Below are 12,580 nucleotides of genomic sequence, written 5' to 3'. Positions count from 1 at the left end.
GCCTGGCGTCGTTCTGTGGTGGGCGTCAATGCAGCCCGGTATTCTTGACATTCTACCACAGAGTTCGAGACACCAAAATGGCGGGCTGGTTGATCCACCCGCGCTGAGGGCTGTCTTCAGGTCGGATCGGCTCCCATCACGAGACCTTCGATATCGTGCTTCTGGCTGATCGGCACCAACTCATCCACGACCCGGCAGACGAGATGTTTTCTCGCAATGCCCGGCAACGCGTCATACCAGTCGCGGGTGACCATCATGTCATGCAGTTCGGCATGTCCGGCCCCTGGTGCATCGACGCCGAGGACCATGACGGGCCGCGCGATGGGCGACTGGTGCTCTGTTCCTCGGTGGACCGTCAGGGCAGACCGACAGGAGACATCGCCACGCTGAGGATATTTGCGGGTCGCACGCTCCTGGAAACGGCTCCAGAGCGACTTGTCCGGAAACATCTCGTGCTTCCATTCGCGGCCGTCGTCATATTGCGTTCCGGGCGCCACTTCGAAAGGCCCCATATCCTCGGTGACGTCGACGCCGGTGAGGTTGAAGGCGAGCGAGGTGATTTTTCGATCGCGATAGGTGTCGACAGGCGAGGGAAAGTCACGGTGCCAGGGCTGGTACTTTGCACCTTGGAACGGCACGTCGAAGCCAACTTCCACGATCTGGTAATCAGGCCCCAGGACATGGGTGCAGACATCCACCACCCATGGGTGGACGATGAGGTCCACAAAACCGCCAAACGCCTGCGGGTGTATCTCGACATACCAGCGGCGCGGACCGCGACCGACGGCGCCGCCGGGCCTTTGAATGGCTGACCAGAACGCCGTCATCATGTCTTCCCGCATGTGGTCAGCCCATTCGGGGCTGAAGGCCCCTTTCAGTCCGATAATGCCGTCCTCGGCAAGTTGCGCCACCTGAGAGGCGATGTCGTATTTGTACGAGGGCTGCGCGGTCATGGAGCCATCTCCTCCCAATTTTTCCAACACTACCGCCACTAATAATTATTAGTCAATGGTCGAACTTTATTAGTTCATGTACGATCGAGGTCCGAACGGGGGACACGTGAATAGCCGGAAGACCACCAAGCGCGTGACGATGATGGACGTGGCGAAGGCGGCCGGTTGCTCGCAGGCGACGGTATCCGTCGTTCTGAACAGCGTCACGGACATCAAGATCTCTCCCGAACTGCGGGAGCGGGTGTTGAATGTTGCTAGCTCCCTTGGCTACGGAATGGGAAGTCCGATCCGGCGGGCGGGTCTCGAAGACCTGCGAGGCGGTTGCATCGGCTTCATTGTGGACCAGTTGGCGACAACGCCGGAAGCGGTCAACGCCATTGAGGGCGCCCGGCACGCGTCCTGGGAAAACGACGTGACCATTCTCGTGGCGCAAACCCAAGGCCGGGCGGAGCACGAGCGCAAAGCGCTGGCTCGGCTTCTGCAGGCCGGCGCGCAAGGCATTGTTTATATGTCGATCTTCACACGTCGGGTCTCCTTGGATCACGCCTTTGACACTCTTCCCGTCCCCCTGGTCTTGCTCAATTGCTATACCGACGATGACCGCTTTCCAGCGGTGGTCCCCGATGAGATGACGGGCGGGCGAATGGCGACCAGCTCACTAATCAAGAAAGGGCACAGGCGCATCGGCACAATCGTTGGAGAGAGTTTCATGGAGGCCGCTCAGGATCGGCTCGCCGGCTATAGAGGGGCGCTGGCGGAGGCTGGCCTTCCTTACGACGGCCGGCTGGTCGTCGAGGGGAGCTGGACACCGACATCCGGCTTCGAGGCGACGCAGAAACTCCTGTCGCTCGAGGAGCCACCGACTGCCATTTTCTGCCAGAACGACAAAATGGCCATGGGCTGCTTTACTGCGATCGGCGAGGCCGGATTGCGTATTCCGGATGATCTTTCCGTCGTCGGATTTGACGATGACGAGCTGTCACGGCATCTGCGGCCCCAGCTGACCACGCTTGAGCTTCCGCATCGTCCGATGGGCGCCTGGGCCGTCGGGCAACTCGCAAACAAGACCACATCGTCGCCTCACCGCATTCACAAGGTCGGATGCACTCTGATCGAGCGGGCGTCATCAGGTAGACCAGCAGCTCGCAAGCCATGACATCGCGCCCGGTCAGCCCAGGCGCGACTGGGGCATGTCTGTCTGCATCATGCCGTGGATTTCATCGGTTGATCCACGGCATATCCATTGCCTCAGGGAAGCTACGCCCGCATCCTGGGACGTTCGGCGACTTTCAGATCGGGCCCAATCCGACCATCCGCGGGCTCTCATCGAACCCAAGAGCCCCCTACTCTGCCCGTTCAGGCTCAGACAACAGCCGCAGAGCACGCGCGAGGTCAATTTATACCGTGATGCCTACATCAACGCATCAAGCCCGCTGCCCGAAGCGCATCTTCGATGATCGTGCGTACACCCCGCCGGTCTGTCTCCAATCGAGGTGTGGATAGACCACCGTCCGACGGGGCTGGAAGCCTCGCCATCTTCTTTTCCGCGGCCGGCGACGGCATGCTCGGTGATGGCACTTCTGTTGCAGCCACGATGGGCTTCGATGGTGTCGAATCGCTTATCTGCGTCGCGTCGATGCCCCAGAAACGCGCGATCTCGCGCGTGGACGAGATGCCAATATCGAGCATGTAGGGTCCGGGAGTGCCCAAGCCATCTCCGACGGGTGTTCCGTGCCCCATTCCCGCGATCATCCTGATCTCGACGACCGCCTCACCGGAAGCATCGCACCAGACCTGTCTTGCATGGGCACCGGTGGTTTCCGAACGTGCCGGGGTATTTTTCAACCTGTGCACGTCCTGCCATTGAAGGGCGATTGCTTCCGCGTTGGAAGGGGCAACCGTGTGGTCGGCCGTGCCTTGCCAGATCGATATCTTCGGCCACGGTCCACGGTGGTCCGAAGCACGATGGAGGAGCCGCTGCAGATCTTGCGCCGACGGGCCACCGTGGCCGCGCATGCGATCGAACGCCTCCGGGACCGTCGCCGCGCTGCCATACGGCAACCCTGCGATGATTGCCCCGCCAGCAAAGACCTCCGGATACGTCGCCAGCATGGTCCCCGCCATTGCGCCGCCGGCTGAAAGCCCGGTGACGAAGATGCGCTGTCGATCGATTCCGTGCGTAAGGACCATCGCCTCGATCATCTGCCAAATCGAGAGCGCTTCACCGGAGTTACGCCTGGTGTCTCCAGGCTCAAACCAGTTGAAACAAAGGTTCGGATTGTTGGTACGCTGTTGCTCGGGAAAAAGCAGGGCAAAGCCGGCGTCGTCGGCAAGCCGAGACCATCCGGAATGATGGTCGTATGCGGAGGCATTTTGGGTGCAGCCATGGAGCACGACGACAAGCGGCGCATTCTCTGGCAAGTCGATCGGAAGGTAGAATTTGCCCTTCAGCGCCCCCGAATTGGAGCCAAAGTCCGTCAGAACCTTGAGGCGGTCTTGCTTTCCATGGTCCAGGGCTTGAACGGAGCGTTGCATGTGCAACGCGCTTAGGCGCGCGATCGTATCGGAGATTTTTCGCAATGTGGCTGTCTCTGTTTTGACGCCCGGAATTGAACGGCAACGGGAACAACGCATCTGCAGCAATATCGTTGCTGCATTGCACAAAAAAACTGGATTGGAAATCGTCCATGAACACCAGACGAGAGCTGCCTTTGCCAGCCGGGACGGCAATATGCCGACATCGACCTCCATCGACTCGTTCTTGCCATGTTCCTAGCTTGATTAATCCGATATCACTTTCCGAGGTCATTCGAGCAAATATGACGCACCGGCAGCAATAACGGCGACTGGAAATAATTCCGGCATTATTCACACAGAGCCATAACAACTCCAGCGCATGAATTGTTCGGGTTCGACAGCAGGAGATGGACCATGGACACGTTATCCGTCGCGATGTGGGCTACGAATCTTGAAGTATCGGCTGTTAGCCTGGAGGCCTGGGTCGGGTTCGTTGAAGCGAAGATGATGGAATTCTCGTCGTCCACACCGCAAATCCTCGCTCTGCCTGAATTCGCCTGTATGCAGTGGCTCAGTTTCTCTCCGCCCGGGCTTACGGTGCCAGATCAGTTGCCCTGGCTCGCCGCGCAAGCCGTGGAAGCGCTTGTCATGTTGCGCCCGCTCGCAGCGCGCTACAATGTGGCCCTGCTGCCGGGTACAATGCCGCACGCACTCATCGACGAGAAAGGCAGTACGCGCTACGCGAACCGAGCCTGGCTTTTCCTTCCGGACGGGCGCGAGGTTAGCCAGGACAAGCTCTGCCTTACGCCGAGCGAGATGGACCCGCAGGGCTGGCTGCTGTCGCCTGGAACCGACGTCGAGATTATCGAGTGGGTGGGCTTGCGCATTGCGATACTGATCTGCCTCGATGTGGAATTCACGTCGCTGTGGGCCCGCCTCGGCAAACTCGACCTCGATCTGATTCTCATTCCAGCCAAGACGGGACTGATCTCGGGCTATTACCGCGTGTTTAGCTGTGCCTATGCGCGAGCGACCGAACTGCAGACTGTCGTTTGTGTCGTCGGCGCCGTCGGCACGCCAGGCAGCAACCCGGCAACCGACGTCGTCATGGGCGGCGCTTGCGCTTACGTGCCGTGCGACGGGGCACTCGGCTACACCGGCATTGCAGCGGCGCTCGGGCCGCATGCGGCCGCATCCGGCTTGAGCCCCATCCTCATCGCGCATGATTTGCCGGTCGGCTACTGCCGCAAGATGCGCCACGGGGCTGCCGAGGCAGAGGTGTGGCCCAGTTCATGGTCGGCCGACCATGTTATTATCAACGATCCGGCGGCGTCGTAGCTTTCCGATTCGAAGCGGCCGTCATCATTTGGCTCTGATCAACGAGTCCTGGGCCTTGCCGCTTCTCCCTCTCTCAGCTCCTTCCATCAACGGCTTCTGCTATTGGTTGCAGGGTACGGAACCCCTGATTTGAATCTGCGATTGTAAGTGCTTGATTTTATTGATGCGCAATTTTTCGAGCGAAACGAGGTCGCTAAAACATTGTTTAAGCCATTGCCGGACCGGCCCATCGAGCAGGCGATAGCCGAGTCGGGCTGAAAGCCCGTCAGTTCGGCACGCCCGCCTTCGGATCCGGCGGGAAATAGGCGCTCTTCTGCGCACCATGCAGCAGGTCGATCGCCTTGTTGAGCTGGGTATCGTCCTTCTCGTTGGCGGGCACATAGGCCGAGGAGCCGCCTTCCTCCGACTTGTTGTCGGCATCCGGATTGGCCAGATGGCCCTTGAGACCGGATTCGCCCTTGGTCTGGTCACTGCCCTTGAGGTCGTCGGGCACGTTCTCCTGAACCACGATCTCCGGTTCGATGCCCTTGGCCTGGATCGAGCGGCCGGACGGGGTGTAATAGCGCGCCGTGGTCAGGCGCAGCGCGCCATTGTCCTGCAGCGGAATGATGGTCTGCACCGAGCCCTTGCCGAAGGAGCGCGTACCCAGGATGGTGGCGCGCTTGTGGTCCTGCAGGGCGCCGGCGACGATCTCCGATGCCGAAGCCGAGCCGCCATTGACCAGCACCACGATGGGTTTGCCCTTGGTGAGATCGGGGCCGCTCGCCGTGAAGCGTTGCACGTCGTCGGCCTGGCGTCCCCGCGTCGAAACGACCTCTCCTCGTCCCAGAAAGGCGCCGGAAACGGATACGGCCTGGTCGAGCAGGCCGCCCGGATTGTTACGCAGGTCGATAACAAAACCCTTGAGCTTGTCCGGGCCGATTTCCTTGCTCAGCTTGTCGATGCTTCTCTTCAGGCCGTCGAAGGTCTGCTCGGTGAACTGGCTGATGCGGATATAGCCGATATCATTGCCGAGTTTCTCGTCTCTCACCGACGCGACCTTGACGATGTCGCGCACGAGCTTGACGTCGAAGGGAGCTCCCTTGCCCGCTCGCAGGATCTTCAGCGTGATCGGCGTGTTGACGGCGCCGCGCATCTTGTCGACGGCCTGCTGCATGCCCATGCCCTGCACCGCATCACCATCGAGCGCAGTGATCACGTCACCCGCGAGGATTCCAGCTTTGGAGGCGGGCGAGTCATCGATCGGCGATACAACCTTGAGAGCATTGTCCTCCATGGTGACCTCGATGCCGAGGCCACCGAACTCGCCCTTGGTCTGCTCCTGCATGTCCTGGAAGCTCTTGGCATCCATATAGCTCGAATGCGGGTCGAGCGAGGTCAGCATGCCGTTGATGGCCGCTTCCACCAGCTTGCCATCCTCGGGCTGCTCGACATAATCCGAACGCACCCGCTCGAACACCTCGCCGAACAGGTTGAGCTGCTTGTAGCTATCCGCCAGGGACGCCTGGGCACGGCCGACAAAGCAAACAGGGGATTGCGTCAGCGCGACCGTGCCGAGAGCGCCAAGGGCTGCTCCCGTCAACATGAGGGCAAGATTACGCATGGGGGAACTCTTCTGTTGGAAGCCAAGCTTGAGTCCAAACGAACTCGGTGCGCCTTCCATCCCCACTTCACTTTGCCCCAGGTAAGCGCCAGCGAAAATGATACCTCGATTATGGCCGCATTTTGTTGCTCGTTCGGCGCCATCCAACCAATGAGCTGCGTCGCAAACGCGTGCTTGGACAAAAAGGCCATCGGATACGGTATTCGGTCAGCGAGGAATTCGAACCGATTGGCGAGCAGTCGCACCGGATCACAGGCATACCTCGCCTGCCGTTTCCGCATCATGTGAACCATTTCGATCCCAGACTGTCGCTGCGCTGGCAGTCGATTTGAGGCTGGGCACGGCTTGGGTCCGCATCGGAGACATGGCGGACTTTGAGGTGGCCGAGCACCAAGGCCTTCCGACCGCGAAGTGGTTTCTCTGAAACGTGTCTGGTGAAAACGCGTTTGCGTTCCATCCGTGAATTTGCGACACAATCCTGTGAGTTCGCGCTATCGTGTTCCCGGTCGTCGGGCGCTACGGTCTTATTTGGCTGCTGCATGATCCTCTTGGTTGGCAACGGTCCCATCTCTCCTGACGCCGTGTCCCTTATCGATCAGGCCAACTTCGTTGTCCGGTTCAACGACTGCCGGTCTTATGGCGAGCTACCGGGCCCTACACATGCCGTAGCCGTCTGCAATACCGGCCGATCCGGCCGCTCGTTGGCGACCTCTGCCAAATGGCGATCCCATCTGGCGATCCGCGAGGCCCGCGAATTTTGGTGCGTGCGCAATCCAGCCAAATTTCTCGAATTAAGGGATTCCATCATAGATCAGTGGCCCGGCCTTGCTGACTTTTGCGACGATCACACATCGAGGTTCGCCGCCTATTCCGCCGCCCTTGGCAAGAATTTTGTCGTTTTTGATCACAGTATCCATGATCAAGTCGACCGCAATCTGGCGGATTTTGGCCCGCCGCGCTATGTGGTACCGAGCAGCGGAATGCTTGCCCTCCACTATGTTCTCCGACGTTTCCCGGACCTTCCTGTCATTCTCGCAGGCTTTACCCACCAAGGGTGGAAGTGGCATCCTTTTTCTGCAGAAAAGACCCTCGTGGACCACTATATCCGTCTTGGTCGGGTAACTCGCCTTTAAGAGAGCCCAGCCCATGAGCGGCTATGTTCCAAGCTCAACTCGTCGCACTCTTCAGAGAGTGGTTCATCGGGGCCATGGCGGCCCGACGGTCAAGCAGCAACCTACGCACGAAATTCCTGACAGTCCTGCTTGCCGATCCCAATGGTCTCACGAGCCGAGTCCGCGTTGCCTATTAAGCACCCATGCGGAAGAATCCTTGCGAGGCCCGCGGCCTTGTCGCCTCCAGCATGACGTAGTCATGCTTAGCCGCCCCGGCGAACCTCATTGTTGAGTATATATTGGGCATAAAAGACAAAAAGTATCGACAGATAGCTTAATTCCAAATTAAAATTACAATGCATAAAGAATTTTTTGGCCAAATAATCCAACATATCAATTTTTATACCAAGTTAAAATTGTCAAATCCGAATTAAAAGTTATATTACAAAATTGGAATGTACCTGCAAAAATATTGCTGGGCCACTGACAACACGATCCGGTCCATGCAACCAGCTCGCATCAAAGAATAAACTATCTCCTGGTGTCAATGCATAATACTTTGCATCATGCCGATATATCATCTCCCCTTCCAGCACATAAACGAGGAAATTTCCCTTCTTTTGCACCAATTCGAAACCAATACCACAATCTTCCAAGAGAATTATAGACGAATTTAATTGAAAACGACTTGAATCATTATTGATTTCACCAAGTAGATAACTTGCACGCGTCTCAAGTAGATTACGATTTACGGGAGAAGTCGCGTGATCTCGCCTTACGAATATGGCGCTTCGATGCTGTTCGGCGCGCCGCATCAGCGTGGAGAGAGAGACGCCAAGAATTCGAGAGAGGGACTGTATAATTGTCAGCGACGCCGTAATGGTGCCATGCTCGATTTTTGACAGTGTCCCCCCCGATATCCGTGCTGCACGAGCCAAGTCGACGGCCGAAATTCCCTCGCGTTCTCTGCAGGCTCGCAGTTCTCGTCCAATTACAACCGGAAGGCGTTCCTTCTTTCTCCTGATTGACAACCGACCCTCCCGATCGAATGGTGCTGCAAATTCATCCATGGAAGAAGCAATTGGCTCAGGCCGATATAGCCTGGGCCTTTGTCACGCCCATGGATGACGGTGATCAGAACTTTGGTAACGGCGACGCGCATGGCTGTCTAAGCCAGACCGCCGAGAAGAACGACGCCGGCAATTGCGATGAGAGCGCCCGTGGAACGAACCATGAGCTCGCCCCGCCCCTCCCGCAGATTGCCGATTGCAAGGCCCGTTCCCACGCCAATTGCATGCAGCAAAGCCGTTCCAAGCACGAAACCCACGCCATAGGTGAAGCCTCCGACATTTTCTGGCATCTCGGCTCCATGCGCATACCCATGAAAGATCGCAAAAAAGCCGACAAGAGCCATCGCCATGGGTGTGGCAGCACGCAATCGCAAAGCAACGATCGCGCCCAGCACCACCACGGAAAGACCAATGCCCAGTTCAACGAACGGCAAGGTCACGCCAACAAGCCCCAAGGCGCCGCCGAATGCCATGACGCAGACAAAACTCAGGGGTACGAGCCAGATTGCCCGCCCGCCCAATTGGGCAGCAAACAGGCCGACAGTGACCATGGCCAGGACATGATCCGGTCCACTGACAGGATGAAGGAAACCATGCGCGAGCCCGCTGGTCGCTCCAACACCCGTATGGGCATTGGCCGTGACTGTCATGGCGCCAACAAGGATCGCGGCAAGCAATGGGGCGGTGCACCGGGATTTCATGGGCATGTCTCCTTTATAAAATCAGTCAACGTCCCCGAGGCGTTATTTTCTCCGGGGCATGGGCGAATGGCCGAATACGGCTTGGCAACACAGTGAGAACAGCCGATCGGAGGCCTTACGAGCCGCAATCGCATCTGCGGCAAGGCAGCGAATGCCCCAGCCGGCCACATTGGGGAGCGCACTCACACCAATGATCGAGCCGCCCTCGACATGCGAATTCTGCAGGTCGGCTTGGGACGGCAGACGGGAGGAGGGCCCGAGAATGAGATAGCTTGCCATGACCTGCCAGCGGCCCATCGGAGAAGCCCGATCGCGTAGCGCATCGCCGACGAGCTGGAAGCAGTCCCGCACGGCCAGCCTTCCGCCACGATCCCGGATCACCACGTCCGAACTGAGCCGATCGAAACAGCGCCCTTCGGCCCTGGGGTCATGCATGCTGAAAGCATCGCAAAGGAACAGGACTGCGTCATCGGCCAGGCTAGCCTCCAGCCCGGCTGCAAAAAACGCACCAGGAAAGAGCACGAGCGGGTCAGGCGCATAGGCCAGGAAACCGCCGCTCTCGACCCGGATGGCGGTATTCTGAAGAGCGGGCTGGCCCTGGCAGTCATGGACGATCGTGGCAGCTTGGGTCGTTATATGGGCGGCGGCACCTGCTGCAACGCGAAATCGGCAGGAGAGCCGCTCCCCTCGATAAAGGCCGCCGGATGACGATTGCTGGTAGAGCGTGAGTAGCGACGGAATGTCTGGATCCAGCCGAAAGGGCCGGGTCAAATGAAAAGGGTAGGAGACAAATTGGCGTGCAAGCGTCGTTCGTGCGCCGTGGCGAACGAAATCCAGTTCGAAGCGGCCGCGGGACTCGGCCATTGTCCGCAAGCCCGGGTCGAGATGCAATGCTTGAGGCTGCCAATGCTGCGTCATCGGAACAACACTTCGGCCAGAATACGATCGACAATTGCATCGATGCCCTCGGCTTTGCGGCAATTGGTCAGCACCAGGGGGCGACCACGGCGGGCGGCAGCGGCCTCGCCTGTCATGCGATCGAGATCGACACCGACATAGGGAGCCAGATCGCTCTTGTTGATCACCAGCAGATCGCATTTGAGCACGCCCGGGCCATTCTTGCGGGGAATGTCGTCGCCACCGGCGACGTCGATGACGAACATCCACCAATCGACGAGGTCCAGCGAGAAGGTGGAGGCCAGATTGTCGCCGCCGCTCTCGATCAGGATCAGTTCGGCATCGGGAAAGAGCAGCTCCAGCTCGTCGGCGGCGGCAATGTTGAGAGTGGGATCTTCCCGAATGACCGTGTGCGGACACGCCCCGGCCTCGACAGCCGCAACCCTCGCCGGATCGATCAGGCCGGAACGCCGCAGACGCTCGGCATCTTCCGCCGTCACGAGATCGTTGGTGACGACCGCCAGCGAGACACCTCTTGCCGCAAAGGCAGGGATCAGCTGTTCGATAAGCGCCGTCTTGCCCGACCCGACCGGCCCGCCAATGCCAACCCGGGCAGCGCCCACGCGGGTCGATGGCCGATCCTTCAATAGATATGTCGCGTCCATGGCGTCACCTCAGCATATAGCGTTGTGCCAGCGGCAGCTCCCGCGCCGGCTCACATGTGGCAAGCTCGCCATCGACAAAGACATCGAAGGTCTGGGGATCGACACGTATCTGGGGGCAGACGTCGTTATGGAGCATGTCCTTCTTGGACAGCTGCCTCGATCCCCGGGAGGGCAACAGCGCCTTCTTCAAATCGAGCGTGGAGGCCAGCCCACGGTCGATTGCGGCCGGATTGACGAAACAGGCCGACAAGGCCTGTTTGGCCCGTCCGAACGCTCCCCATTGCGGACGCAACAAGAGAGGTTCGCAGGTCATCAGCGAGGCTGCGCTGTCCCCCATCGCGCCCCAGGCTATGAAACCGCCCTTGATGACCAATTCGGGCTTGATGCCAAAGAAGGCCGGGCGCCAAATCACGATATCCGCGATCTTGCCGTCCTCGAGCGAACCGACATGGTCTGCGATGCCAAAGGTGCGTGCCGCATTGATGGTGTATTTCGCGACGTAGCGTTTGATCCGCTCATTGTCGCCAAGACGCGTCTTCTCCTCGGGCAGGCGCCCTCTTTGCTGCTTCATCTTGTCGGCGAGTTGCCAGGTCCTGCAGATGACCTCGTTGATGCGGCCCATGCCCTGGCTGTCGGATCCCAGCATCGATATCGCGCCGATATCGTGCAGGACGTCTTCGGCGGCGATCGTCTGCGCCCGGATGCGGCTTTCCGCGAAGGCCACGTCCTCGGGTATGGACGGGTTGAGATGATGGCACACCATCGTCATATCGAGATGTTCGTCGAAGGTGTTGACCGTGTAGGGATTGGTGGGATTGGTGGAAGATGGAAGGCACCATGGCACACCGGCGACGCGGATGATGTCGGGCGCATGACCGCCTCCCGCACCTTCGGTGTGGTACATGTGGATGGTGCGCTCCTTGATGGCTGCCAGGGTATCTTCCAGGAAGCCGGACTCGTTCAGCGTGTCGGTATGAATTTGGACAGGAAAGTCCATATCGTCGGCGACCGACAGGCAGGTATCGATGGAGGCGGGCATCGTGCCCCAATCCTCATGCAATTTGAGGCCGAGACATCCCGTTTCGATCTGCTCGATCAGCGAGGCGGGCTTGTGCGAATTGCCACGGCCGAGGAAACCGAAATTGATCGGCCATTGTTCGGCGGCCTGCAGCATCTTGCCGACATTGAAGGCGCCGCCGCAATCGATGCCGACGGTGATGGGCCCGAGCGAACCGCCCAGCATCGTGGTGATGCCCGAGGCGATTGCGTGTTCGCAAAGCTGGGCGCTGTCGAAATGAACATGGACATCGAGCGCCCCGGCCGTGGCAATGAGGCCCTCGCAATCGCGCACCGTCGTCGCCGCCGAAACGATCAGACGAGGATCGACATTGTCCATGATCGCTGGATTGCCGGCCTTGCCGATGCCCACAATGCGCCCTTCCTTGATGCCGAGATCGCCCTTGACGATCCCGAGCACGGCATCGATCACGGTGACGTTGCACAAGAGAAAGTCCAGCGCCCCTTCGGCGCTGGTCACACCCGCGGCAAGACCCGCACCATCGCGCAATGTCTTTCCCCCACCGTGGAGACATTCGTCGCCATAGGTGGCGTAGTCCTTCTCGACCACGGCGATGAGCGAGGTGTCACCCAGCCGGAAACCGTCGCCCAGGGTTGGTCCATACATCGCGGCATAATCGCGCCGGGAGAGAGAGGCCATATCTGTC

Annotated in this window: 11 protein-coding genes and 1 pseudogene; 3 read left to right on the top strand and 9 right to left on the bottom strand. The window is 59.2% G+C overall.

Translation table 11 applies throughout. From position 1 onward, the window contains the following. Positions 1 to 116: 116 nt before the first annotated feature. Positions 117 to 953 carry a phytanoyl-CoA dioxygenase family protein gene (locus ACN6KF_RS29510; RefSeq protein ID WP_434960441.1) on the bottom strand — a complete coding sequence of 279 codons (837 nt, stop codon included), beginning with the start codon at positions 951 to 953 and terminating at the stop codon, positions 117 to 119. A 106-nt stretch (positions 954 to 1,059) separates the two neighbouring features. Between ACN6KF_RS29510 and ACN6KF_RS29505 the strand changes: the two genes are divergently transcribed. Next, positions 1,060 to 2,109 carry a LacI family DNA-binding transcriptional regulator gene (locus tag ACN6KF_RS29505; RefSeq protein WP_434960440.1) on the top strand — a complete coding sequence of 350 codons (1,050 nt, stop codon included), beginning with the start codon at positions 1,060 to 1,062 and terminating at the stop codon, positions 2,107 to 2,109. A gap of 260 nt (positions 2,110 to 2,369) precedes the next feature. Here the strand turns inward: ACN6KF_RS29505 and ACN6KF_RS29500 are convergent, their stop codons facing one another. Further along, positions 2,370 to 3,533 (bottom strand): extracellular catalytic domain type 1 short-chain-length polyhydroxyalkanoate depolymerase, encoded by a 1,164-nt coding sequence (locus ACN6KF_RS29500; protein WP_434961341.1) that lies wholly within the window; start codon positions 3,531 to 3,533, stop codon positions 2,370 to 2,372. 351 nt (positions 3,534 to 3,884) lie between these two features. On the opposite strand from ACN6KF_RS29500, the gene ACN6KF_RS29495 reads away from it, so the two are divergent. Beyond that, on the top strand, positions 3,885 to 4,808 hold the full coding sequence (locus ACN6KF_RS29495; protein ID WP_434960439.1) for a nitrilase-related carbon-nitrogen hydrolase: 924 nt from the start codon (positions 3,885 to 3,887) through the stop codon (positions 4,806 to 4,808). A 265-nt stretch (positions 4,809 to 5,073) separates the two neighbouring features. Here ACN6KF_RS29495 and ACN6KF_RS29490 read toward each other — a convergent pair whose 3' ends face one another. Beyond that, on the bottom strand, positions 5,074 to 6,411 hold the full coding sequence (locus tag ACN6KF_RS29490; RefSeq protein WP_434960438.1) for a S41 family peptidase: 1,338 nt from the start codon (positions 6,409 to 6,411) through the stop codon (positions 5,074 to 5,076). 209 nt (positions 6,412 to 6,620) lie between these two features. Beyond that, positions 6,621 to 6,713, bottom strand: a pseudogene (locus ACN6KF_RS29485) (IS6 family transposase); the annotation flags it as partial. A 237-nt stretch (positions 6,714 to 6,950) separates the two neighbouring features. Between ACN6KF_RS29485 and ACN6KF_RS29480 the strand changes: the two are divergent. Further along, on the top strand, positions 6,951 to 7,544 hold the full coding sequence (locus ACN6KF_RS29480) for a Urease operon accessory protein (protein ID WP_434960437.1): 594 nt from the start codon (positions 6,951 to 6,953) through the stop codon (positions 7,542 to 7,544). A 416-nt stretch (positions 7,545 to 7,960) separates the two neighbouring features. On the opposite strand, the gene ACN6KF_RS29475 is transcribed toward ACN6KF_RS29480, so the two are convergent. The 5 genes from ACN6KF_RS29475 to ureC form a co-directional block, all read right to left on the bottom strand. After that, entirely contained in the window at positions 7,961 to 8,593 is a 633-nt protein-coding gene (locus tag ACN6KF_RS29475; RefSeq protein WP_434960436.1) for a helix-turn-helix domain-containing protein, read from the bottom strand. A gap of 98 nt (positions 8,594 to 8,691) precedes the next feature. Next, positions 8,692 to 9,294 (bottom strand): HupE/UreJ family protein, encoded by a 603-nt coding sequence (locus tag ACN6KF_RS29470; RefSeq protein WP_434960435.1) that lies wholly within the window; start codon positions 9,292 to 9,294, stop codon positions 8,692 to 8,694. Positions 9,295 to 9,336: 42 nt separating this feature from the next. Further along, positions 9,337 to 10,212 (bottom strand): urease accessory protein UreD, encoded by an 876-nt coding sequence (locus tag ACN6KF_RS29465; RefSeq protein WP_434960434.1) that lies wholly within the window; start codon positions 10,210 to 10,212, stop codon positions 9,337 to 9,339. Continuing rightward, the gene (gene ureG, locus ACN6KF_RS29460; protein WP_434960433.1) at positions 10,209 to 10,856 is read right to left on the bottom strand and encodes an urease accessory protein UreG; all 648 of its coding nucleotides are present in this window, start codon (positions 10,854 to 10,856) and stop codon (positions 10,209 to 10,211) included. The genes ACN6KF_RS29465 and ureG overlap by 4 nt, the downstream gene beginning before the upstream one ends. A 4-nt stretch (positions 10,857 to 10,860) precedes the next feature. After that, positions 10,861 to 12,573 carry an urease subunit alpha gene (gene ureC, locus ACN6KF_RS29455; RefSeq protein ID WP_434960432.1) on the bottom strand — a complete coding sequence of 571 codons (1,713 nt, stop codon included), beginning with the start codon at positions 12,571 to 12,573 and terminating at the stop codon, positions 10,861 to 10,863. Positions 12,574 to 12,580: the final 7 nt, after the last annotated feature.

It is taken from the genome of Labrys methylaminiphilus subsp. lupini (genome assembly GCF_051161885.1).
Lineage (GTDB): Bacteria > Pseudomonadota > Alphaproteobacteria > Rhizobiales > Labraceae > Labrys.
The sequence above is the reverse complement of the archived record's forward strand: the minus strand, read 5'-3'. Positions and strand labels throughout refer to the sequence as shown.